The organism is Bradyrhizobium sp. USDA 4452, from assembly GCF_054063575.1.
Genome location: NZ_JBSSGK010000001.1, coordinates 4,183,944 through 4,206,869, shown reverse-complemented (window position 1 = coordinate 4,206,869; position 22,926 = coordinate 4,183,944). Strand labels below are relative to the sequence as shown.

At 64.8% G+C, this 22,926-nt stretch carries 18 protein-coding genes; 13 read left to right on the top strand and 5 right to left on the bottom strand.

Going from position 1 to position 22,926, the window contains the following annotated elements:
* Window positions 1-13: 13 nt before the first annotated feature.
* Window positions 14-682 carry a heme exporter protein CcmB gene (gene ccmB / locus ACVISU_RS20130; RefSeq protein WP_456708071.1) on the bottom strand — a complete coding sequence of 223 codons (669 nt, stop codon included), beginning with the start codon at window positions 680-682 and terminating at the stop codon, window positions 14-16.
* Window positions 679-1,281 (bottom strand): heme ABC exporter ATP-binding protein CcmA, encoded by a 603-nt coding sequence (gene ccmA / locus ACVISU_RS20125; protein ID WP_456710866.1) that lies wholly within the window; start codon window positions 1,279-1,281, stop codon window positions 679-681. The genes ccmB and ccmA overlap by 4 nt, the downstream gene beginning before the upstream one ends.
* Window positions 1,282-1,521: 240 nt before the next feature.
* On the opposite strand from ccmA, the gene acnA reads away from it, so the two are divergent.
* The 3 genes from acnA (at window position 1,522) to ACVISU_RS20110 (ending at window position 6,149) form a co-directional block, all read left to right on the top strand.
* Window positions 1,522-4,242 (top strand): aconitate hydratase AcnA, encoded by a 2,721-nt coding sequence (gene acnA / locus ACVISU_RS20120; protein ID WP_050400888.1) that lies wholly within the window; start codon window positions 1,522-1,524, stop codon window positions 4,240-4,242.
* 246 nt (window positions 4,243-4,488) lie between these two features.
* Window positions 4,489-5,250, top strand: coding sequence for a DUF1223 domain-containing protein (locus ACVISU_RS20115; RefSeq protein ID WP_050400887.1), 762 nt, complete (start codon window positions 4,489-4,491; stop codon window positions 5,248-5,250).
* Window positions 5,251-5,777: 527 nt separating this feature from the next.
* Window positions 5,778-6,149, top strand: a complete 372-nt coding sequence (locus tag ACVISU_RS20110) for a DUF2794 domain-containing protein (RefSeq protein WP_050400886.1) — start codon at window positions 5,778-5,780, stop codon at window positions 6,147-6,149.
* 272 nt (window positions 6,150-6,421) lie between these two features.
* On the opposite strand, the gene ACVISU_RS20105 is transcribed toward ACVISU_RS20110, so the two are convergent.
* The 3 genes from ACVISU_RS20105 to ACVISU_RS20095 form a co-directional block, all read right to left on the bottom strand.
* Window positions 6,422-7,213: a Bax inhibitor-1/YccA family protein gene (locus tag ACVISU_RS20105; protein ID WP_021078796.1), complete on the bottom strand. Its 792-nt coding sequence runs from the start codon at window positions 7,211-7,213 to the stop codon at window positions 6,422-6,424.
* 234 nt (window positions 7,214-7,447) lie between these two features.
* Window positions 7,448-10,018 (bottom strand): ABC transporter permease, encoded by a 2,571-nt coding sequence (locus tag ACVISU_RS20100; RefSeq protein ID WP_456708070.1) that lies wholly within the window; start codon window positions 10,016-10,018, stop codon window positions 7,448-7,450.
* A 13-nt stretch (window positions 10,019-10,031) separates the two neighbouring features.
* Complete coding sequence (locus ACVISU_RS20095) at window positions 10,032-10,751, bottom strand: ABC transporter ATP-binding protein (RefSeq protein ID WP_456708069.1); 720 nt, start codon at window positions 10,749-10,751, stop codon at window positions 10,032-10,034.
* Between the two features lie 55 nt (window positions 10,752-10,806).
* Between ACVISU_RS20095 and ACVISU_RS20090 the strand changes: the two genes are divergently transcribed.
* From ACVISU_RS20090 to ACVISU_RS20045, 10 genes are all read left to right on the top strand, one after another.
* Window positions 10,807-11,466: an arylesterase gene (locus ACVISU_RS20090; RefSeq protein ID WP_456710865.1), complete on the top strand. Its 660-nt coding sequence runs from the start codon at window positions 10,807-10,809 to the stop codon at window positions 11,464-11,466.
* Between the two features lie 166 nt (window positions 11,467-11,632).
* Window positions 11,633-12,169 carry an RNA 2',3'-cyclic phosphodiesterase gene (gene thpR / locus ACVISU_RS20085; RefSeq protein WP_050400883.1) on the top strand — a complete coding sequence of 179 codons (537 nt, stop codon included), beginning with the start codon at window positions 11,633-11,635 and terminating at the stop codon, window positions 12,167-12,169.
* A gap of 147 nt (window positions 12,170-12,316) precedes the next feature.
* A complete protein-coding gene (gene zapE, locus ACVISU_RS20080; protein WP_456708068.1) occupies window positions 12,317-13,504 on the top strand; it encodes a cell division protein ZapE in 1,188 nt (395 codons plus the stop codon).
* 221 nt (window positions 13,505-13,725) lie between these two features.
* Window positions 13,726-14,694 carry a malate dehydrogenase gene (gene mdh, locus ACVISU_RS20075; protein ID WP_456708067.1) on the top strand — a complete coding sequence of 323 codons (969 nt, stop codon included), beginning with the start codon at window positions 13,726-13,728 and terminating at the stop codon, window positions 14,692-14,694.
* 160 nt (window positions 14,695-14,854) lie between these two features.
* Window positions 14,855-16,051, top strand: a complete 1,197-nt coding sequence (gene sucC, locus ACVISU_RS20070; RefSeq protein ID WP_050400880.1) for an ADP-forming succinate--CoA ligase subunit beta — start codon at window positions 14,855-14,857, stop codon at window positions 16,049-16,051.
* Window positions 16,052-16,053: 2 nt separating this feature from the next.
* Window positions 16,054-16,530, top strand: a complete 477-nt coding sequence (locus ACVISU_RS20065; protein WP_050400879.1) for a DUF1579 family protein — start codon at window positions 16,054-16,056, stop codon at window positions 16,528-16,530.
* A 27-nt stretch (window positions 16,531-16,557) separates the two neighbouring features.
* A complete protein-coding gene (gene sucD, locus ACVISU_RS20060; protein WP_050400878.1) occupies window positions 16,558-17,439 on the top strand; it encodes a succinate--CoA ligase subunit alpha in 882 nt (293 codons plus the stop codon).
* Window positions 17,440-17,695: 256 nt separating this feature from the next.
* Window positions 17,696-20,656 (top strand): 2-oxoglutarate dehydrogenase E1 component, encoded by a 2,961-nt coding sequence (locus ACVISU_RS20055; protein ID WP_050400877.1) that lies wholly within the window; start codon window positions 17,696-17,698, stop codon window positions 20,654-20,656.
* A gap of 188 nt (window positions 20,657-20,844) precedes the next feature.
* Window positions 20,845-22,092: a 2-oxoglutarate dehydrogenase complex dihydrolipoyllysine-residue succinyltransferase gene (gene odhB, locus ACVISU_RS20050; RefSeq protein WP_050400902.1), complete on the top strand. Its 1,248-nt coding sequence runs from the start codon at window positions 20,845-20,847 to the stop codon at window positions 22,090-22,092.
* 72 nt (window positions 22,093-22,164) lie between these two features.
* Window positions 22,165-22,914, top strand: a complete 750-nt coding sequence (locus tag ACVISU_RS20045) for an SDR family oxidoreductase (RefSeq protein ID WP_456708066.1) — start codon at window positions 22,165-22,167, stop codon at window positions 22,912-22,914.
* Window positions 22,915-22,926 lie beyond the last annotated feature (12 nt).

Below are 22,926 nucleotides of genomic sequence, written 5' to 3'. Positions count from 1 at the left end.
GATCGAGCTCAACTCAGTCCAGCCCGTGCCGCAGGCTCGCGGCGGCGGCAAACGGGCCGATCACGAGGCTGGCAAGCGACAACGCGCAGAGGATCGAGAACGGTGTTCCAAAGGGCAGGGGTCCCGAGATCGCCGCCTGCGAGGCCGCGACACCGAAGATCAGCACCGGGATCGACAGCGGCAGCACCAGCACCGCGAGCAGCAGCCCGCCGCGATGCAGCGTCACCGCCAGGGCCGCGCCAATCATGCCGGTGAAGGTCAGCGCCGGAGTTCCCGCCAGCAGGGTCGCGGCAACCGCGAGCGTCGCGGTGCCGTCGAGATTGAGCAGCAGGCCGAGCACCGGCGTCGCGACGATCAGCGGCAGCCCGGCGGCGATCCAGTGCGCCAGCGCCTTGGCCGCGCAGGCGAGTTCCAGCGGCGTCCGGCTCATCACGATGAGGTCGAGCGAGCCGTCCTCATGGTCCGCCGTGAACAGCCGGTCCAGCGTCAGCAGGCTCGCCAGCAGCGCGCCGAGCCAGAGGATGGCGGGGCCGAGCCGCGACAGCAGCGCCAGATCGGGCCCGACCGCGAACGGCATCAGCACCGTGACGGTGAGGAAGAACAACACCCCGATCAGCGCCCCGCCGCCGGCGCGCAGCGCGATCCGGATGTCGCGGCGAATCAATGCGGCCAGTGCGCTCATGCCGCGCCTCCCATCCGCAGATCGCGCGCATCGATGCCGAGCGGAAGGTGGGTCGCGGCGACGATCAGGCCGCCGCTCGCGAGATGATCGCGCATCAGGGCGACGAACAGCGCCTGTCCGGCCGCGTCGAGCGCCGACGTCGGCTCGTCCAGCAGCCAGACCGGCCGTCGCACCGAAAGCAGGCGCGCGATCGACAGCCGGCGGCGCTGGCCGGCGGAGAGGTAGGCCGCCGGCAGGTGCGCGGCATGGTCGAGCGCCACGGCCGCGAGGCATTGGGCGGCATCGCGGGTCTCGCCGCCGAGGAAATCCCGCCAGAAGGAAAGATTTTCCGCGACGCTGAGCGCCGGCTTCAAGGCGTCGCGATGGCCCAGGTAGTGGGCCTGTTCGGGCAGGCTGAGCTCGGCGTCGCCGCCTTCCAGCGCGATAGACCCTTCGGCGGGAACCAGCAGCCCGGCAAGGACGCGCAGCAGCGAGGTCTTGCCCGCGCCGTTGGGCCCGGTGACGGCGAGCGCCTCGCCGGCCGCAGCCGACAGATCGAGGCTGGAAAACACCTCGCGTCCGCCGCGCACGCATTTCAGATTTCGTCCCGAGAGCCGCATGGTTCGTTGTGTCACAGCCCTCTGAAATCTTTCGCTACCGCGTGAGAATTTTTGGGTCACGCAGCGTTGTCGCACGCTTGTCGGTGTGGCGGCGCTTCTAGAAAGGTTCTATAAGCCCGGAACTTGATGCAGCACACACAATCGGCGGCCGCAACCCACCCAGGCCATCCCCTCGGCCAGTGTCGATCGCCGGTGTTTAGTTACCCTTGCCGGGTATAACTGAAAATTGGGATTCCTCGCATGACCTCGCTCGACAGCTTCAAATGCCGCAAGACCATGAAGGTCGGCGCCAAGTCCTACGTCTATTACAGCCTGCCCCAGGCAGAGAAGAACGGACTGAAGGGCATTTCGAAGCTGCCGTATTCGATGAAGGTTCTGCTCGAGAACCTGCTGCGCAACGAGGACGGCCGCACCGTCAAGAAGGAAGATATCGTTGCGGTGTCGAAGTGGCTCAGGAAGCGCCAGCTCGAGCACGAAATCGCATTCCGCCCGGCGCGCGTGCTGATGCAGGATTTCACCGGCGTTCCGGCCGTGGTCGATCTCGCGGCGATGCGCAACGCGATGCAGAACCTCGGCGGCGATGCCGAGAAGATCAACCCGCTGGTGCCGGTCGATCTCGTCATCGACCACTCGGTGATCGTCAACTTCTTCGGTGACAACAAGGCGTTCGCGAAGAACGTCACCGAGGAATACAAGCAGAACCAGGAGCGCTACGAGTTCCTGAAGTGGGGCCAGAAGGCGTTCTCGAACTTCTCGGTGGTCCCGCCCGGCACCGGCATCTGCCATCAGGTCAATCTCGAATATCTCGCCCAGACGGTCTGGACCAAGAAGGAGAAGATGACGGTCGGCAAGAAGACCGGCACCTTCGAGGTCGCCTATCCGGACTCGCTGGTCGGCACCGACTCGCACACTACGATGGTCAACGGCCTTGCCGTGCTCGGCTGGGGCGTCGGCGGCATCGAGGCGGAAGCCTGCATGCTCGGCCAGCCGCTATCGATGCTGCTGCCCGAGGTGGTCGGCTTCAAGCTCAAGGGCCAGCTCAAGGAAGGCGTCACCGCGACCGACCTCGTGCTGACCGTCACCCAGATGCTGCGCAAGCTCGGTGTGGTCGGCAAGTTCGTCGAGTTCTTCGGCCCCGGCCTCGACTATCTCTCGGTCGCGGACAAGGCGACCATCGGCAACATGGCGCCCGAATACGGCGCGACCTGCGGCTTCTTCCCGGTCGACGCGGCGACCATCGATTACCTGAAGACCTCGGGCCGCAAGGCCGATCGCGTCAAGCTGGTGCAGGCCTATGCCAAGGCGCAGGGCCTGTTCCGGACCGCCAAGTCGGCCGACCCGGTGTTCACCACCACGCTGACGCTCGACCTCGGCGACGTCGTGCCGTCGATGGCCGGGCCGAAGCGCCCCGAAGGCCGCATCGCGCTGCCGGCGGTGTCGACCGGTTTCGCGACCGCGCTGGTCGGCGAATACAAGAAGCCCGAGGGTGAGACGAAGCGCTTCGCGGTCGAGGGCCGTGACTTCGACCTCGGCCATGGCGACGTCGTGATCGCGGCGATCACCTCCTGCACCAACACCTCGAACCCGAGCGTGCTGATCGGCGCCGGCCTCCTGGCGCGCAAGGCGGTCGCCAAGGGCCTGAAGGCCAAGCCCTGGGTGAAGACCTCGCTCGCACCGGGCAGCCAGGTGGTGGCGGAATATCTCGCCAATTCCGGCCTGCAGGCCGATCTCGACAAGGTCGGCTTCAACCTGGTCGGCTTCGGCTGCACCACCTGCATCGGCAACTCCGGCCCGCTGCCGGAAGACATCTCGAAATCGATCAACGAAAACGGCATCGTCGCCGCCGCCGTGCTGTCGGGCAACCGTAACTTCGAAGGCCGCGTCTCGCCGGACGTGCAGGCGAACTACCTCGCCTCGCCGCCGCTGGTGGTCGCGCATGCGCTCGCCGGCACCGTGACCAAGGATCTCGCGGTCGAGCCGCTCGGCATCGGCAAGGACGGCAAGCCGGTGTTCCTCAAGGACATCTGGCCGACCGCCAAGGAGATCAACGCCTTCATGAAGAAGTACGTCACTGCGACGATCTTCAAGAAGAAGTACGCCGACGTGTTCAAGGGCGACACCAACTGGCGCAAGATCAAGACCACGGAAAGCGAGACCTATCGCTGGAACATGAGCTCGACCTATGTCCAGAACCCGCCCTATTTCGAGGGCATGAAGAAGCAGCCGGATCCGGTCACCGACGTGGTCGACGCCCGCATCCTCGCGATGTTCGGCGACAAGATCACCACCGACCACATCTCGCCGGCCGGTTCGATCAAGCTGACCTCGCCCGCCGGCAAATTCCTCAGCGAGCACCAGGTGCGCCCCGCCGACTTCAACCAATACGGCACGCGGCGCGGCAACCATGAAGTGATGATGCGCGGCACCTTCGCCAACATCCGAATCAAGAACTTCATGCTGAAGGGCGCTGACGGCAATATTCCGGAAGGCGGTCTGACCAAGCACTGGCCCGACGGCGAGCAGATGTCGATCTACGACGCCGCGATGAAGTACCAGGCCGAAGGCGTGCCGCTGGTGGTGTTCGCCGGCGCCGAATACGGCAACGGCTCGTCGCGCGACTGGGCCGCGAAGGGCACCCGCCTGCTCGGCGTGCGCGCGGTGATCTGCCAGAGCTTCGAGCGCATCCATCGCTCCAACCTGGTCGGCATGGGCGTGCTTCCGCTCACCTTCCAGGACGGCACGTCGTGGTCCTCGCTCGGCCTCAAGGGCGACGAGAAGGTCACGATCCGCGGGCTGCAGGGCGATTTGAAGCCGCGCCAGACGCTGACGGCCGAGATCGTCTCCGCCGACGGCGGCAAGAAGGACGTCCCGCTGCTCTGCCGCATCGATACGCTGGACGAGCTCGACTACTATCGCAACGGGGGCATCCTGCATTACGTGCTGCGCAAGCTCGCGGCCTAAGCCCCTTGTTCGAGCATGATCTCCGCGCAAACGCCTTGCGTTTGTCGCGGGGAAAACCGCTTCGCACTTTCCGGACACGCTCTCGCGCGGATTTGTGATCGATGCCTCACTGCTTAGTGAGTAGCGGCTAAAAAGAAGGCGGCCTATGAAAAGGCCGCTTTCTCGCGTTTTGGGGCACGCAAGTTCAGGGACAGACTTCATGCTCCGTACAATTACGGATAGAAATCATCACGACTGGTTCGCAGTATGACAGCGATGATGGCCTATAATTCTATCTCGCGATGGTCCAGCGCGCTTGGGTTCTGCGCGATCGTTGCGATCATCCGCCCCGCGCACGCCGATCCGCGTGCTGTCGTCGAACTCTTCACCTCGCAGGGATGCTCGTCCTGTCCGCCCGCGGACAAGATCATCGGGGAGCTCGCGAAGGATCCCAACGTCATCGCGCTGAGCATGCCGATCGACTATTGGGACTATCTCGGCTGGAAGGACACGCTGGCCGATTCCCGTTTCAGCGCGCGCCAGAAAGCCTATTCGCACATGCGCGGCGACCGCGACGTCTACACGCCGCAGGCCGTGATTAACGGCTCCGCGCATGTGATCGGCAGCGACCGTGCCAGCATTGAGGACGCCATCAAGGACACCGAGAAGAGCGGCAGCGTGATGTCGGTGCCGGTGACGATGACGCTCACCGGCAAGCAGATCAACGTGTCGGTCGCCGCATCGAAATCGCCCGCGGCGTCGCGCGGCGAAGTCTGGATCTGCTCGATCTCGAAGTCGGTACCGATCTCGATCGCGCGCGGCGAGAACCGCGGCCGCGAGATCACCTACCACAACGTGGTGCGCAATCTCCTCAAGGTCGGTGACTGGAATGGCTCGTCCGGGAGCTGGACCGTGCCGCTGGAGAACATCACGCGCGATGGTGTCGACGCCGCGGCCGTCTACGTCCAGGACGGCAATCGCGAAAAGCCGGGCCCGATGCTCGGCGCCGCATTCACCTCGCTGCGCTAGTTTCAGTCGGCCGCGTCGTCGAGACGCATGCGTGTTGTCGCGCCGCCTTGCGCGGCGGCGAGCGTGCGTCCGGTTTTTCTTGAAGCAAGGCGCCGGGGCCTTGCGCAAGTCTCGATCGCGCGTTGATCGAGCAGGGTCCCAAAAACAAAAAGGACCAACTTTCGTTGGCCCAGTGTTGGGATTTGATTCCCCTGCGAACAGGCCCGATCCCGACGGCCCCGGGGGGCTGGGGGCTGAGGAATCCGGAACCGAAAGGACCGGGCCAACGCAGGATTATCTTTTCGCAGGGCAGCGGGGCGGGCGATGGGCGGAAGTGGGGCAGCAATATGATTCTGCTAACGTTCCCGTGACTCTTCGGTTTTCCGGACAATTCGTCGCGCATGCCCGTGGTTAAGGGCTGGTTGCATTGCGAATGGCCCCTTGCGGCGTCCTTCGCTTAGCGCGATCATGTCACTCTCGTGACGATCCCAAGGTGGGGGCACCGGGCTTCGGAGCTTGATCGTCACCGGGATGACAGGAGGCGCTCGATGAGTTTGATCTCGGAGGACACCGATCCGAGCGGGAGTCGTGCCGCGGCGCGTCCCGCCGCCGCGACCCCTCAGCCCAACCGCGTGACATTCAACCGACTTGAGCTCAACCGCATTCTGAATCTCTACGGCCGCATGGTCGCCGACGGCGAGTGGCGCGACTATGCGATCGACTTCCTCAAGGACCGCGCCGTGTTCTCGGTGTTCCGGCGCGCCTCCGAAATGCCGATCTACCGGATCGAGAAGGATCCCCGGCTCGCGCGCAAGCAGGGCATGTACAGCGTGATTTCGGCGACCGGCCTGATCCTGCGCCGCGGCCACGAGCTCGAACGGGTGCTGTTCGTGATCGATCGCAAGCTGTCGCTGGTGTAGGCGCGGCAAACTCGCCGCTTCGTAGCCCGGATGCAGCGCAGCGCAATCCGGGGCTGCCATAACAGCGGATGGACTTGTCCCGGATTGCGCTGCGCTCTATCCGGGCCACGCGGTCGTCGTTCCAATCCGCCGGAAACCGTTGTGCAGCCCATGCCGAGCGTGTGCCGCATCGTCAGTATTTTCCCGGCGCAAAAGAAAAGCCCCGGCCGCATGGCCGGGGCTTGCAAGGCTTGGATTTGCAAGGCTTGGATCGATTGGCTGGCGCGAGCCGCTTAGTCGCGCTGGCCGAGCAGCTGCAGCAGCAGCGTGAACAGGTTGATGAAGTTCAGGTAGAGCGACAGCGCACCTGTGATTGCCGCACGCTCTGCCATCACGCCACCCTGCGAGGCGTAGCCGTAGATGTAGTCGTTCTTCAGCCGCTGGGTGTCCCAGGCGGTGAGGCCTGCGAACACCAGCACGCCGACCACCGAGACGATGAACTGCAGTGCCGAGCTGGCCAGGAACAGGTTGACCAGGCTCGCGATGATGATGCCGATCAGGCCCATGAACAGGAACGAGCCCATGCCGCTCATGTCACGCTTGGTGGTGTAGCCGTAGAGGCTCAGCGCACCGAACGTCGCCGCGGTGATGAAGAACACGCGCACGATCGAAGTGTGCGTGTACACCAGGAAGATCGACGACAGCGACAGGCCCATCAGCGCCGAGAACACCCAGAACAGAAGCTGGGCGGTCGCGGGCTGCAGGCGGTTGATGCCGGCCGAGATGACGAACACCATCGCCAGAGGGGCGAGGATGAACAGCCACTTCAGCGGGCTCACGAACATCGCGTAGCCGAACTGCGTCAGATAGGCATTGCCGAATTTGGCGACGGCGGCGGACTGGTCGGTCGTCACCGCGCCCATGTAGACGCCGAGCGCGGCAAGGCCGGTGATGGCCAGGCCGATGCTCATGTAGTTGTAGATGCGCAGCATGTAGGCGCGCAGACCGGCGTCGACGGCCGCAGCGTCAATGCGCCCGGCGGCCCGGCCGAAAGGAGAAGCGTAGTTGCGGTCTAGGTCCGACATGGTCGAATTCCCGTGGTTGGTCCCGGTGGAGCGCAAGGGATTTGCGGCGCCGGTCGTAAATCTATCTCAGATGGCTCGGTTTGCGGAACATTAATTGCGTGTCATTCAAACCGACTATCCGACCCGAGTGGTATGTGGGAAATTAACACATCCGACGCAAGCTTCCACGCGCGGCCGAATGTCGCTCTGGCCTAGCATTTTCAGGCAAAACGGCGCTGCCGCCGCTACAAATTGTCACAAATTCCGCAGCACCGAGGCCGGCTTCTGGTTCAGCGCGAGCAGCGTCCCCCCCAGCCCCAATCCGACGGTGACGACCAGCGCGGCGACCACGACCAGCGCGGCGCTGCCGGCCTGCCAGATGAAGCTCAGCGTCATCAGCCGCGTCACGATCAGCCAGGCGGCGACCGAACCTGAGATCACCCCGAATATTGCGGTTGCAAAGCCGATCATCAGGTACTCCAGCGCGTAGGCGCCGAGCAGTCGCGCCCGCGTGGCGCCGAGCGTCTTGAGGATCACGGCGTCATAGACGCGGTGGCGGTGCCCGGCGGCGAGCGCGCCGCCCAGCACCAGGATCGCCGAGATCAGCGTCACGGCGCTGGCGCCGCGGATCGCCAGCACCAGATTGCTGACCACGGTGCCGACCGTCTCCAGCGCCTCGCGGACCCGGACGCTGGTCACCATCGGGAATGCGTCGGCGACCTGCTTGATGATGCGCGCGTCATCGGTGGCGCCGGCATGGGGTTCCGTCAGGGTCGCGACGTGGCTATGCGGCGCGCCCTTGAAGGCATTCGGCGAGAACACCAGCACGAAATTGATGCCGAGGCCCTGCCAGTCGATGTTGCGCAGATTGGCGATCTTGGCCGGCACATCGCGGCCGAGCACGTTGACCACGATCTCGTCGCCGATCTTCAAGGACAGGCCATCGGCGATCTTCTTTTCCATCGAGACCAGCGGAGGTCCGCTGTAGTCCGGCCCCCACCATTCGCCCTCGACGATCTTTGAACCCTTGGGAATTTCGCCGGTGTAGGTCAGGCCGCGGTCGCTTTGCAGCACCCATTCCGAATCGACCGACGGCTTGAGCTGGTCGGCCTTGACGCCGCGCGCGGCGACAATGCGCCCGCGCAGCATGGCCACGTCCTCGATGGTCGAGTCCGGAGAGATCTGCTTGAGGAAAGCACCAAAGCGGTCGGCCTCGGTCGAGGGGATGTCGATGAAGAAGAACGACGGTGCCCGTTCCGGCAATGCGGCCAGGAACTGTCGGCGCAGATTGCCGTCGATCTGGGTGATGGTGACGAGCACCGCGAGGCCAAGACCCAGCGACAGCACCACCGAGGGCGTCAGCGCGCCCGGCCGGTGGATGTTGGCGATGGCGAGCCGCAGCATGGTCATGCGGCTGCGCGGCAGCCGCCGCGCCACCGCCATCAGGATCTCGGCGATCCCGCGTAGCAGCAGGAACACTGCGATCGACGAGGCGACGAACACCGAAGCCACCCGCTTGTCGTAGGCGAGCCCGATCGCGACGCCGATGAGAAGCGCGACCACCGCCGCCATCAGCGCGAGATAGCTCCAGCGCGGGCGGTGCCACTCGCTGGCGACGGTTTCGCGGAACAGCGCGGCGACCGGCACGTCATGGACCCGGCCGAGCGGCCACAGCCCGAACGCCAGCGCGGTGAGCTGGCCGTAGAGGAAGGAGAGCGCCAGCTCGTCGGGATGCAGGGCCGGCACCACCGGCAGCGGCAGCAGCTTGCCGAACAGGCCGACAATGATGAAGGGCAGCGCGGCGCCGAGTACCAGCCCGATCACCGAGCCGATCCCGGCCAGCACCACCACTTGCGTGCAGTAGATCGTGAAGACGTCGCGGCCGGTGGCGCCGAGCGCCTTGAACGAGGCGATGACGTCGCGGCGCCGGTCGATATGGCTCTTCACCGCGTTGGCGACGCCGACGCCGCCGACCAGCAGGGCGGCGAGGCCGACCAGGGTCAGGAACTGGGTGAAGCGGTTGATGGTGCGCTCAAGCTGCGGCGAGGCGTTGTTGCGGCTGCGGACCTCCCAGCCGGCCTGCGGCGCGGCAGCCCGCGCGCCGTCGATCAACGCGGTGGTGGCGCGATCGTCGTTGGCGCCGTCGGGCAGCTTCACCCGGTAGATCCAGCGCACCAGGCTGCCGGGCTGCAGTAGGTCGGTGGCGCGCAGGCTGACTTCGCTGATCAGGAAGCGCGGGCCGAGGCCGACGCCGCCGGCGAGCTTGTCGGGCTCGGCAGCCACCACGCTGCGGATCTGGTAGGTCGCGCTGCCGATGGTGACGCGGTCGCCGAGCTTCAGGTCGAGCCGCGCCAGCAAGGTTGAGTCGGCAGCCGCGCCGAAAACGCCGTCGCGTTCGGCGAGCAGATCGGCGACCGGCATGTTCGGCTCGAGCGTCAGCTCGCCGAGCATCGGATATCTGCCGTCGACCGCCTTGAGCTCGACCAGCGCCAGCTTGCCGTCGCCGCTGCGGGCCATCGCGCGCAGTGTGGCTGCAATCGAAACCTCGCCGCGGGTGCGCAGATACGCGACCTCGTCGGGCTTGGCCTCGCGCGAGATCAGCGAGAATGCGACGTCGCCGCCGAGCAGCGTGCGGCCCTCGCGCGACAGGCCGTCGCCGAGGCTCGCAGCGACCGAGCCGACGCCGGCAATCGCCATCACGCCGAGCGCGATGCAGGCGATGAACACGTAGAAACCGCGCAGGCCTCCGCGCAGTTCGCGCAGCGCGTAACGGAAGGCAAGCGACGACGCGCGGCCTTGCACCGCAACTTCGGATGCAATGCTCATGTCGCGGCAAAGCTCATGTAGTTGACTGCCCGTCGATGCGGCCGGAGCGCAGCCGCACCACACGATCGCAGCGCTGCGCGAGCGCGAGATCATGCGTCACCAGCACCAGCGTCATGCCGCGCTCGGCGTGCTTGGCGAACAGCAGGTCGACGATCTGCTTTCCCGTCGTCTCGTCGAGATTCCCGGTCGGCTCGTCGGCGACCAGGATCGCGGGATCGGGCGCGAGCGCACGCGCGATCGCGACGCGCTGCTGCTCGCCGCCGGAAAGCTGCGTCGGATAGTGATGCAGCCGTTCGCCGAGCCCGACCGATTGCAGCTCCTGCGCAGCGCGCGCGGCGGCATCGGGATTGCCGGCGAGCTCGAGCGGCACGGCGACGTTCTCCAGCGCCGTCATGGTCGGGATCAGATGGAACGACTGGAACACGATGCCGACCTGGCGACCGCGGAAGCGCGCCAGCTCATCTTCGTCGAGGGCATTGAACGACGTGCCGTCGACGACCACTTCTCCGCTGTCAGGACGTTCAAGCCCCGCCATCACCATCAGCAAGGTCGACTTGCCCGAGCCCGACGGGCCGATCAGGCCGATCGCCTCACCCGCTGCCACACGAAGGCTGATATCTTTGAGGATATGAACCCGTGCCGCACCGGTGCCGAGCGAGAGATTGACGTTCCTGACGGCAATGGTGTCCGGCTCGACGCCGGTCAATGAAGAGGATTCGATGAGACTGTCCATGGCTCGGTCATATGGCACTTCCGCAGCTGCGGTCGAGGGCCGGTTGAAAATTGTCGTGCACATACTCGTGTTGCTTATGGGCTTGATGACGGCGGCAAGTGCGCAGATGCCAGCACCGGAGAATGCCCCGGCGCAGGGTTCGGCGAAACCGATCAGAATAGTGGTTCTGGGCGATTCCCTGAGCGCCGGTTACGGCCTTCCGGCCGCGGCGGCATTTCCGGTCCGGCTGCAAAAAGCTTTGGAAGACAAGGGGATAAAGGTTGATATGACCAATGCCGGGGTGTCCGGCGACACCGCCTCAGGGGGGCGCGAGCGGCTCGACTGGTCGGTGGCCGAGGGAACCGACGCCGTGATCGTCGAGCTCGGCGCCAACGATGCCTTGCGCGGCATCGATCCCGCGGTCACGCGTGCCGCGCTCACCGACATCATCACAAAGTTGCAGGCCCGCAAGATCGCCGTGCTCTTGTGCGGCATGCTCGCGCCACCGAACTATGGCAGCGAGTATGCAGCGAAGTTCAACGCGATCTATCCGGATCTGTCGAAATCGCTTGGCGTGCCGCTGTACCCGTTCTTTCTCGACGGCGTTGCTGCTAATCCGAAGATCAATCAGGCCGACGGCATGCATCCGACGGCCGAAGGTGTGGACATCGTCGTCAAGAACATCCTGCCCACGGTGGAGGCATTTCTCGGCGCATTATCAGGGCAACGCAGTTGAAACGCAGGCAGCGAGCCGTGTCGTGTCCGTAGGTTTACGAGCTGTTAACGGGTCATGCTTCGCAGAGTCACATATCTCGGGTACAAATAGGCATCGGTGATTCGTCACCGGGCTGTTATGGGGTGCGGGCTCCCAAAACCCGCGCCAAGCATCGAGGATTATTGCGATGCCGCGTCTGTTCACTGGACTGGAAATTCCGGCCGAGATCGGCCAGACACTTTCCAATTTGCGTGGCGGCCTTCCCGGCGCACGCTGGATCGATCCCGAAAATTATCACGTCACTCTGCGCTTCATCGGCGATATCGACGGCATCTGGGCCAACGAGATCGCGACGATGCTGTTTCGGGTGAACCGAAAACCGTTCGAGGTCAAACTGCAGGGCCTGTCGAGCTTCGGTGGACGCAAGCCGCGCGCGGTGGTTGCCGCCGTCGAGCCCAGTCGGCCGCTGATCGAACTGCAGGCCGAGCTCGAGCGGATGATGCAGCGGATGGGGCTCAATCCCGAGGGCAGGAAATTCACGCCCCATGTCACGCTCGCGCGTCTGCATGACGCATCGAGTCAGGACGTCGCGGATTATCTGTCGGTGCGCGGCTACTTCCCGAGCCGCAGCTTCATGGCGGACCGCTTCGTGCTGTTCTCGTCGCGCGCGTCGACCGGTGGCGGCCCCTATGTGGTCGAGGATTCCTACGAGCTTTGCGCGTAAGGCATCGGAGATCGCGGCGAGATCGCGCTTCCCGGCCCGGCGAGGTCGTGCGGTAGGCCGGGGTGTGCAAGGGCTTGCGCTTGCATACCCCATTGGCACAATTCACGGCTTGCAATTTGCCGCGCACTAGGGCCGTAAGGTGGGCTCATGCTGTCCGCCTCGCCGAGTTCCTTCCTCGAACACTACAAGTCCCTGGTCGCCTCCGGTGCGATCGAGGCCGATCCCGCGCAAGCCCGCGCCGCCGATGCATTCGGCGCACTCGATGAGCGGCTCGCGAGCTACAAGCCGCCGCGCAAGCAGGGTCTGTTCGGGCGGCTGTTCGGCGGCAACGGGGACGACAAGCCGCCGCGCGGGCTCTACGTCCATGGCGAGGTCGGCCGCGGCAAGACCATGCTGATGGACCTGTTCTTCCAGCAGAGCCCGGTCGAGCACAAGCGCCGCGCGCACTTCCACGAATTCATGGCCGAAGCGCATGAGCGCATCTACGGCTACCGCCAGCAGATCGCGCGCGGCGAGATCGCCGACGGCGATGTGATCGCGCTCACCGCGCAGGCGATCTTCGACGAAGCCTGGCTGCTCTGCTTCGACGAATTCCACGTCACCGACATCGCGGATGCGATGATCCTCGGACGGCTGTTCGCAAAGCTGTTCGATCTCGGCACCGTCGTGGTCGCGACCTCGAACGTCGCGCCTGACGATCTCTACAAGGGCGGTCTCAATCGCGCGCTGTTCCTGCCGTTCATCGCGCAGATCTCCGACCACATGGATGTGCTGCGGCTCGATGCACGCACCGACTTCCGGCTCGAGAAGCTCGCCGGCGTGAAGATGTGGCTGGTGCCCGCCGATGACGCGGCTCGCGATGTGCTCAGCGCGGCGTGGCGCAAGATGACCGGCAACGCGCCGTGCAAGGCGCGCCTTATCGAAATCAAAAAGCGTTTGCTGACAGTGCCGTGCTCGTCGCATGGCGTCGCGCGCTTCAGCTTCGCCGATATCTGCGAGAAGCCGCTCGCCGCGTCCGATTACCTCAGGCTGGCGCACGACTACCACACGATCCTGATCGACCATATTCCGGTGATGGATTACGCCGAGCGCAACGCCGCCAAGCGCTTCATCTCGTTGATCGACACGCTCTATGACAATGCGGTGAAGCTGATGGCCTCGGCCGAGGCCGATCCGGTGTCGCTGTACCTTGCGACCGACGGCATCGAGGCGATGGAGTTCAAGCGCACGGCCTCGCGCCTGATCGAGATGAGCTCGGAATCCTATTTGGCGCTGCCGCACGGCCGCAAGGACTCCTCGGCCAGCGGCTCGTCGACCGGTCTGGTCGAGACCTGAAGTTCAACCGTGAAATTCGGCCCTCATATTCGGTCTTGCGTGCAGTCCGGTTCGGAGCAACTTTTCGTGTCTCCGGGCGGATGTTGCTGGCATGCCTGATCGAATTGCAGGCACGGCCGGCAATCGGGCAGGCCGCGACTTGAATGGATCATTCGAAAGGGATAACCACCCTTGCAACCGACTTCCCTCCCTCCTGCACCAGTTCAAAGGACTGATTTCCCATGGCACGCGACAAGATTGCTCTGATTGGCTCCGGACAGATCGGCGGAACGCTGGCGCACCTCGTCGGCCTCAAGGAACTCGGAGACGTCGTGCTGTTCGACATCGCCGAGGGCGTGCCGCAGGGCAAGGCGCTCGACATCGCGCAGTCGTCGCCGGTCGACGGCTTCGACTCCAACCTGGTCGGCGCCAACTCCTATGAAGCGCTCGACGGCGCCAAGGTCTGCATCGTCACCGCCGGCGTGCCGCGCAAGCCCGGCATGAGCCGCGACGATCTGCTGTCGATCAACCTCAAGGTCATGGAGCAGGTCGGCGCCGGCATCAAGAAGTACGCGCCCGACGCCTTCGTCATCTGCATCACCAACCCGCTGGATGCGATGGTCTGGGCGCTGCAGAAGGCGTCCGGCCTGCCGCACAAGAAGGTCGTCGGCATGGCCGGCGTGCTCGACTCCGCACGCTTCCGCTATTTCCTGGCCGACGAATTCAACGTCTCGGTCGAGGACGTGACCGCCTTCGTGCTCGGCGGCCACGGCGACACCATGGTGCCGCTGACCCGCTACTCGACCGTCGCCGGCATTCCGCTGCCCGACCTCGTCAAGATGGGCTGGACCTCGCAGACCCGCATCGACGAGATCGTCGACCGCACCCGCAACGGCGGCGCCGAGATCGTCAATCTGCTCAAGACCGGCTCGGCCTTCTACGCGCCGGCGGCGTCCGCGATCGCGATGGCCGAGAGCTATCTGAAGGACAAGAAGCGCGTACTGCCCTGCGCCGCCTATCTCAACGGCGAGTACGGCGTGAAGGACATGTATGTCGGCGTCCCCACCGTGATCGGCTCCAAGGGCGTCGAGCGCATCGTCGAGATCGAGCTCGCCGGCAAGGACCGTGAAGCCTTCGACAAGTCGGTCGGCGCGGTGCAGGGCCTGGTCGACGCCTGCAAGAAGATCGCGCCCGATCTGCTCGGCAAGTAATCTCGATCGGCAATGGCCCGATAGACGATTTCAATCGCCTGTCGGGCGCAAGGTGATGAAATTCCGACGAATTTTGTAGTTGCGCGAGTCTTGGTATGTGGTATGCCAGAACTAGGGGTGACGTGAAGTTCGCCGCACGAGGGTTTGGGAGCGTCTTTCCATGAATATCCACGAATACCAGGCCAAGGCACTGCTGCATGAATTCGGCGTGCCGATCTCGCGCGGGGTGCCGGTGCTGAAGCCGGAAGATGCCGACGCGGCGGCCAAGCAGCTCCCCGGTCCGATCTGGGTGGTGAAGAGCCAGATCCATGCCGGCGGCCGCGGCAAGGGCAAGTTCAAGGAGGCATCCGCCGGCGACAAGGGCGGTGTCCGCATCGCCAAGTCGGTGGCCGAGGTCGACGAATTCGCCAAGCAGATGCTTGGCGCGACCTTAGTCACGGTGCAGACCGGCCCGCACGGCAAGCAGGTCAACCGCCTCTACATCGAGGAAGGCTCCGACATCGACAAGGAGTTCTATCTCTCGCTCCTGGTCAATCGCGAGACCTCCGAAGTTTCCTTCGTGGTGTCGACCGAAGGCGGCGTCAACATCGAGGACGTCGCGCATTCGACGCCGGAAAAGATCGTCTCGTTCTCGGTCGATCCCGCCACCGGCATCATGCCCCACCACGGCCGCACCGTCGCCGAGGCGCTGAAGCTGAAGGGCGATCTGGCCAAGCAGGCCGAGAAGCTGACCGGTCAGCTCTATAACGCCTTCGTCGCCAAGGACATGGCGATGCTCGAGATCAATCCGCTGGTCGTCACCAAACAGAGCCAGCTCCGTGTGCTCGACGCCAAGGTGTCGTTCGACAGCAACGCGCTGTACCGCCATCCCGACGTGGTCGCGCTGCGCGACGAGACCGAGGAAGACGCCAAGGAGATCGAGGCGTCGAAATATGACCTCAATTATGTCGCGCTCGACGGCACGATCGGCTGCATGGTCAACGGCGCCGGCCTCGCCATGGCGACGATGGACATCATCAAGCTCTACGGCATGGAGCCGGCGAACTTCCTCGACGTCGGCGGCGGCGCCAGCGTCGAGAAGGTCGCAGCTGCGTTCAAGATCATCACCGCCGATCCGAACGTGAAGGGCATTTTGGTCAACATCTTCGGCGGCATCATGAAGTGCGACGTGATCGCCGAGGGCGTGGTCGCCGCGGTGAAGCAGGTCGGCCTCAAGGTGCCGCTCGTGGTGCGCCTCGAAGGCACCAATGTCGAGCTCGGCAAGAAGATCATTCGCGACAGCGGTCTCAATGTTCTCGCCGCCGACAATCTCGATGATGCCGCACAGAAGATCGTGAAAGCCGTCAAGGGAGGCTAGCGATGGCCGATCATCTCGACGCTCCGACCCCGCTGGACGAACACCGCAAGCTCGCGGTTTTCGCGGGAGAGTGGAACGGCGAAGAGGTGGTCTATCCCTCGCGCTGGACCGCGGGCGGTCCAGCCACCTCGCATGTCACAGCGCGCATCGCACTGAACGGTTTCTACCTGATCCAGGACAGCGTGCAGAGGCGCGACGGCAAGGAGAGCTTCGCGACCCACGGCGTCTTCACCTACGACCGCGAGGATCGCGCCTACAAATTGTTCTGGCACGACTCGCTCGGCTACTACCCGCCGTCGCCGGCGTCCGGCGGCTGGGCCGGCAAGTCGCTGATCCTGGTGCGCGGTTCGCTGCGCGGCAATGCCCGTCACGTCTACGAGGTCGTCGACGACAACACCTACAACATGAAAATCCAGTTCTCGCCTGACGCGGAAGGGTGGGCCGACGTGCTCACCGGCGTGTACCGGCGTATCCACTAAACCCTTCTCGTCTCGCGAAAGCATCCCATGTCCATTCTGATCGACAAGAACACCAAGGTCATCTGCCAGGGCTTCACCGGCAAGAACGGCACGTTCCATTCGGAAGCGGCGATCGCTTACGGCACCAAGATGGTCGGCGGCGTGGCGCCGGGCAAAGGTGGCTCGACCCATCTCAACCTGCCGGTGTTCGACACCGTCGCGGACGCGCGCGCCAAGACCGGCGCCGACGCCAGCGTGGTCTATGTCCCGCCGCCGGGCGCGGCGGACGCGATCTGCGAGGCGATCGATGCGGAGATCCCCCTGATCGTCTGCATCACCGAGGGCATTCCGGTGCTCGACATGGTGCGCGTCAAGCGCTCGCTGTCGGGTTCGAAGTCGCGGCTGATCGGGCCGAACTGCCCCGGCGTGATGACCGCCGGCGAGTGCAAGATCGGCATCATGCCGGCCAACATCTTCAAGCCCGGCTCGGTCGGCATCGTCTCGCGCTCCGGCACCCTGACCTATGAGGCGGTTTTCCAGACTACTCAGGAGGGCCTCGGCCAGACCACTGCGGTCGGCATCGGTGGCGATCCGGTCAAGGGCACCGAGTTCATCGACGTGCTGGAGATGTTCCTGGCCGACGAGAACACCAAGTCGATCGTCATGATCGGCGAGATCGGCGGCTCCGCCGAAGAGGATGCCGCCCAATTCCTCAAGGACGAAGCCAAGCGCGGCCGCAAGAAGCCGATGGTTGGGTTCATCGCTGGTGTTACCGCACCTCCCGGCCGCCGCATGGGTCATGCCGGTGCGATCATCTCCGGCGGCAAGGGCGACGCCGGTTCCAAGACGGCGGCGATGGAAGCCGCCGGCATCAAGGTGTCGCCGTCGCCAGCGCGGCTCGGGCACACGCTCGCCGAGATGCTGAAGTAACCTCCGTCAGGCCAGGTTCCCTTCGGATTTTAGCGGAATTTTGGGCGGGTTCTCCTTGGGGAACCCGCTTATTTGTTGCGTTTTGCCGCGAGAATGTTGATCAATAAAATATGAAAATTAATTCATTTCTTGGTTCTTTTAGGCAGGAATATCCGACCTAGATAGGGTAAAGGGTATCTATCCAGCCGGCGCACTTCCAGACCGGCGCCAGCGCCGTCTCCTACGCGCGAACCGAAAAAATCACCAGGACTGCCCCATGTCTCGCCAAGACGCGAATGCTGCTTTTGCTCTCTCATCATTCCTGCAGGGCACCAACGCCGCCTATATCGACGACCTCTACGCCCGCTACGAGCAGGACCCAGCGTCGGTTGACGCCGAATGGCAGGATTTCTTCAAGAGCCTGAAGGACGCCCCGGCCGACGTCCAGAAGAATGCCGAGGGCGCCTCGTGGGGCCGCGACAACTGGCCGGTGACGCCGCGTGACGAGCTGACCTCGGCGCTCGACGGCAACTGGGCCCAGGTCGAGAAGGCGGTTGGCACCAAGCTCGCGGCCAAGGCACAGGCCAAGGGCGCCGAACTGTCCGACGCCGACGTGCACCAGGCCACCCGCGATTCGGTTCGCGCGCTGATGCTGATCCGCGCCTATCGCATGCGCGGCCATTTCCACGCCAAGCTCGATCCGCTCGGCATCGAGGCGCCGCGCGACCGCGAGGAGCTCGATCCGCGCTCCTACGGCTTCAGCGAGGCCGACTTCGATCGCAAGATCTTCCTCGACCACGTGCTCGGCCTCGAATACGGCACGCTGCGCGAGATCGTCCAGATCTGCGAGCGCACCTACTGCCAGACCCTCGGCGTCGAGTTCATGCACATCTCCAATGCCGCGCAGAAGGCGTGGATCCAGGAGCGCATCGAGGGCCCGGACAAGGAGATCAGCTTCACGCCCGAGGGCCGTCGCGCGATCCTCAACAAGCTGATCGAGGCCGACGGCTTCGAGAAGTTCTGCGACACCAAGTTCACCGGCACCAAACGCTTCGGCCTCGACGGCGGCGAATCGCTGATCCCGGCGCTCGAACAGATCATCAAGCGCGGCGGCAATCTCGGCGTGAAGGAGATCGTGGTCGGCATGCCGCATCGCGGCCGCCTCAACGTGCTGACCCAGGTGATGGGCAAGCCGCACCGCGCGCTGTTCCATGAATTCAAGGGTGGTTCGGCCAATCCGGACTCGGTCGAAGGCTCCGGCGACGTCAAGTATCACCTCGGCGCCTCCTCGGACCGCGAGTTCGACGGCAACAACATTCATCTGTCACTGACCGCGAACCCCTCGCATCTCGAGATCGTCGATCCGGTCGTGATGGGCAAGGTGCGCGCCAAGCAGGATCAGCACGGCGATCCGCCTGACATGCGCATCTCGGTGCTGCCGCTTTTGATGCACGGCGACGCGGCGTTCGCGGGCCAGGGCGTGGTGGCGGAATGCTTCAGCCTGTCCGACCTGAAGGGCTACCGCACCGGCGGCTCGCTGCACTTCATCGTCAACAACCAGATCGGCTTCACCACCTATCCGCGCTACTCGCGCTCGTCGCCTTATCCGTCCGACGTCGCGAAGATGATCGACGCGCCGATCTTCCACGTCAATGGCGACGATCCGGAGGCCGTGGTGTTCGCGGCCAAGGTCGCGATCGAGTTCCGGCAGAAATTCCACAAGCCGGTCGTCATCGACATGTTCTGCTACCGGCGTCACGGCCACAACGAGGGCGACGAGCCGGCGTTCACCCAGCCGGTGATGTACAAGAAGATTGCCTCGCATCCGTCGACGCTCGAGATCTACGCCAAGCGGCTGGTCGCCGATGGCGTCTTGACCGAGGGCGAGGTCGAGAAGGCCAAGGCCGACTGGCGCGCCCGGCTCGATGCCGAGCTCGAAGCCGGCTCGGGCTACAAGCCGAACAAGGCCGACTGGCTCGACGGCAAATGGGCCGGCTTCAAGTCGGCCGATCAGGAAGAGGACGCCCGCCGTGGCGTCACCGGTGTCGATGTCGCGGTGCTCAAGGAGATCGGCCGCAAGATCACCAAGGTGCCGGACGGCTTCCGCGCCCACCGCACCATTCAGCGCTTCCTCGACAACCGCGCCAAGGCGATCGACACCGGTGTCGGCATCGACTGGGCGACCGGCGAGGCGCTGGCGTTCTGCACGCTGTTGCAGGAGGGCCATCATGTGCGCCTGTCGGGCCAGGATTCCGAGCGCGGCACGTTCTCGCAGCGCCATTCGGTCCTGATCGATCAGGAGGACGAGAGCCGCTACACGCCGTTCAACCATCTCGGCGGCGAGGATACCGGCCATTACGAGGTCATCAACTCGCTGCTGTCGGAAGAGGCGGTGCTCGGCTTCGAGTACGGCTACTCGCTCGCCGAGCCGAATGCGCTGACGCTCTGGGAAGCCCAGTTCGGCGACTTCGCCAACGGTGCGCAGGTGGTGTTCGACCAGTTCATCTCCTCGGGCGAACGCAAATGGCTGCGCATGTCGGGCCTCGTCTGCCTGCTGCCGCATGGCTACGAGGGGCAGGGACCGGAGCACTCCTCCGCGCGCCTCGAGCGTTATTTGCAGATGTGCGCCGAGGACAACATGCAGGTGGTCAATCCGACCACGCCGGCAAACTACTTCCACGTGTTGCGGCGCCAGCTGCATCGCGAAATCCGCAAGCCACTGATCCTGATGACGCCGAAGTCGCTGCTGCGTCACAAGCGCGCCGTGTCGCGGCTCGACGAGCTCGGCAAGAACGCCACCTTCCACCGCATCCTGTACGATGACGCGCAGATGCTGCCGGACGAGAAGATCAAGCTGGTGCCCGACGACAAGATCCGTCGCGTCGTGCTGTGCTCCGGCAAGGTCTACTACGACCTGTACGAGGAGCGCGAGAAGCGCGGCATCGACGACATCTATCTGATGCGCATCGAGCAGCTGTATCCGGTGCCGCTAAAGGCGCTGGTGCAGGAGCTCAGCCGCTTCAAGCGTGCCGAGGTGGTCTGGTGCCAGGAAGAGCCCCGTAACATGGGTTCCTGGCACTTCATCGAGCCCTATCTGGAATGGGTGCTGAACCAGGCCAACGCAGCCAACAAGCGTCCGCGCTATGCCGGCCGTCCGGCATCGGCGGCGACCGCCACCGGCTTGATGTCGAAACACCTGGCGCAGCTCAAGGCGCTGCTCGACGACGCACTGAACTAACGGCCTTCACTGAAGCCATGCCCCGCTCTGTGCGCAACTGCGCACTGGAGCGGGGCATCCGGTATCCCGCGTCATCCAGCCTCACCGCTGTCGTCTCGGAGTACCGGGTCGTTCGCTTTGGCGGACGGTGGCGGACCAGGTTTGTGACTGCCAAATTTTGCGACCGCAAGGTTATCGAGGAAAAGATCATGACTGAAATTCGCGTTCCAACGCTCGGTGAATCCGTGACTGAGGCCACGATCGGCCGCTGGTTCAAGAAGGCCGGTGAAGCCGTCGCGGTGGACGAGCCGTTGGTGGAGCTGGAGACCGACAAGGTCACCATCGAGGTGCCCGCGCCGGTCGCCGGCACGCTCGGCGAGATCATCGCCAAGGATGGCGAGACCGTCGCCGTCGGCGCGCTGCTCGGCCAGATCAATGACGGCGCGGCGCCGGCCAAGCCGGCTGCCGCCGCCGCGCCTGCCAAGGCTGCCGCCCCGGCTGCTGCGGCTCCTGCCGCCGCTCCCGCGCCTGCCGCGCCCAAAGTGCCGCCGGCGGATGCGCCGCTGGCGCCTTCGGTGCGCAAGCTGTCCGCCGAAAGCGGCGTCGACGCTTCCACCGTTCCGGGCTCGGGCAAGGACGGCCGCGTGACCAAGGGCGACATGCTGGCCGCGATCGAGAAGGCCGCCTCGGCGCCGACCCCGGTCAACCAGCCGGCTGCCGCCGTGCAGGTCCGCAGCCCCTCGCCAGCGGACGATGCCGCGCGCGAGGAGCGCGTCAAGATGACCCGGCTGCGCCAGACCATCGCGCGCCGCCTCAAGGACGTGCAGAACACCGCCGCGATGCTCACCACCTTCAACGAGGTCGACATGACCGAGGTGATGAAGCTGCGCGCCCTCTACAAGGACACGTTCGAGAAGAAGCATGGCTCGAAGCTCGGCTTCATGGGCTTCTTCACCAAGGCGGTCGTGCAGGGGCTGAAGGACATTCCGGCCGTCAACGCCGAGATCGACGGCTCCGACCTGATCTACAAGAACTACTACCACATCGGCGTCGCGGTCGGCACCGACCGGGGCCTGGTGGTGCCCGTGGTGCGCGACTGCGACCACAAGTCGATCGCCGAGATCGAGAAGTCGATCGCCGATTACGGCCGTAGAGCCCGCGACGGTCAGCTCAAGATCGACGAGATGCAGGGCGGCACCTTCACCATCACCAATGGCGGCATCTACGGCTCGCTGATGTCGACGCCGATCCTCAACGCGCCGCAGTCCGGCATCCTCGGCATGCACAAGATCCAGGAGCGGCCGATGGTGGTCGGCGGCAAGATCGAGGTGCGGCCGATGATGTATCTGGCGCTGTCCTACGATCACCGCGTCATCGACGGCAAGGAAGCGGTCACCTTCCTGGTGCGCGTCAAGGAGAGCCTGGAAGATCCGGCCCGCCTGGTGCTGGACCTCTAAGGTCAAGTCGCACGCGGCGCCCGATCGGCTCGGGCGTCGCGATTCGTTGGGTGCTTACGTTTGGGGATCGCTGTGACGGATAAAGTCGTTGTCATCACCGGCGGCAGCCGCGGCATCGGCCGCGCCACCGCGCTCGCGGCTGCTGCGCGCGGCTATCGCGTCCTGGTCGGCTACGCCACAAACCAGGCTGCGGCGAACGAGGTCGTTGCCGCGATCGAGACGAAGAACGGCAAGGCGATCGCGGTGAAGTGCGACATCGGCAGCGAACAGGACATCCTGGCGCTGTTCAAGGCGGCGGATGCCTTCGGCACGCTCGGCGCCCTCGTCAACAATGCCGGCATCGTCGGCAAGAGCGGCGTGCGTGTCGACGAGATGTCGGCCGAGCGCATCCAGCAGATGATGGCGGTCAACGTCACCGGCAGCATTTTGTGCGCGCGCGAGGCGGTGAAGCGGATGTCGACCAGGCACGGCGGCCAGGGTGGCGTCATCGTCAACCTCTCCTCGGTCGCGGCGAAGCTCGGCGCGCCCAACACCTATGTCGACTATGCCGCCTCCAAGGGGGCGATCGATTCCTTCACGGTCGGCCTCGGCTACGAAGTCGCCGGTGAAGGCATTCGCGTCGCCGGCATCCGGCCGGGACTGATCGATACCGACATCCATGCCGCGGGCGGCGAGCCCGATCGCGCCCATCGGCTCGCCCATATGGTGCCGATGAAGCGCGTCGGCACCGCGGACGAAATCGCCAACGCCATCGTCTGGCTGATCTCGGACGAGGCTTCCTACGTCACCAGCGCGATCCTCGACGTGTCGGGCGGTCGCTAGAATACGATCAAA

Excerpts from the sequence above, each read along its gene's own strand:
- ACVISU_RS20065 (WP_050400879.1), top strand. The coding sequence starts at position 16,054 with ATGGCCGATCATCTCGACGCTCCGACCCCGCTGGACGAACACCGCAAG.
- ACVISU_RS20095 (WP_456708069.1), bottom strand. The coding sequence starts at position 10,751 with ATGGACAGTCTCATCGAATCCTCTTCATTGACCGGCGTCGAGCCGGAC.
- thpR (WP_050400883.1), top strand. The coding sequence starts at position 11,633 with ATGCCGCGTCTGTTCACTGGACTGGAAATTCCGGCCGAGATCGGCCAG.
- sucD (WP_050400878.1), top strand. The coding sequence starts at position 16,558 with ATGTCCATTCTGATCGACAAGAACACCAAGGTCATCTGCCAGGGCTTC.
- mdh (WP_456708067.1), top strand. The coding sequence starts at position 13,726 with ATGGCACGCGACAAGATTGCTCTGATTGGCTCCGGACAGATCGGCGGA.
- ACVISU_RS20110 (WP_050400886.1), top strand. The coding sequence starts at position 5,778 with ATGAGTTTGATCTCGGAGGACACCGATCCGAGCGGGAGTCGTGCCGCG.
- odhB (WP_050400902.1), top strand. The coding sequence starts at position 20,845 with ATGACTGAAATTCGCGTTCCAACGCTCGGTGAATCCGTGACTGAGGCC.
- acnA (WP_050400888.1), top strand. The coding sequence starts at position 1,522 with ATGACCTCGCTCGACAGCTTCAAATGCCGCAAGACCATGAAGGTCGGC.
- zapE (WP_456708068.1), top strand. The coding sequence starts at position 12,317 with ATGCTGTCCGCCTCGCCGAGTTCCTTCCTCGAACACTACAAGTCCCTG.
- ACVISU_RS20055 (WP_050400877.1), top strand. The coding sequence starts at position 17,696 with ATGTCTCGCCAAGACGCGAATGCTGCTTTTGCTCTCTCATCATTCCTG.
- ccmA (WP_456710866.1), bottom strand. The coding sequence starts at position 1,281 with ATGCGGCTCTCGGGACGAAATCTGAAATGCGTGCGCGGCGGACGCGAG.
- ccmB (WP_456708071.1), bottom strand. The coding sequence starts at position 682 with ATGAGCGCACTGGCCGCATTGATTCGCCGCGACATCCGGATCGCGCTG.
- sucC (WP_050400880.1), top strand. The coding sequence starts at position 14,855 with ATGAATATCCACGAATACCAGGCCAAGGCACTGCTGCATGAATTCGGC.
- ACVISU_RS20115 (WP_050400887.1), top strand. The coding sequence starts at position 4,489 with ATGACAGCGATGATGGCCTATAATTCTATCTCGCGATGGTCCAGCGCG.
- ACVISU_RS20105 (WP_021078796.1), bottom strand. The coding sequence starts at position 7,213 with ATGTCGGACCTAGACCGCAACTACGCTTCTCCTTTCGGCCGGGCCGCC.
- ACVISU_RS20100 (WP_456708070.1), bottom strand. The coding sequence starts at position 10,018 with ATGAGCATTGCATCCGAAGTTGCGGTGCAAGGCCGCGCGTCGTCGCTT.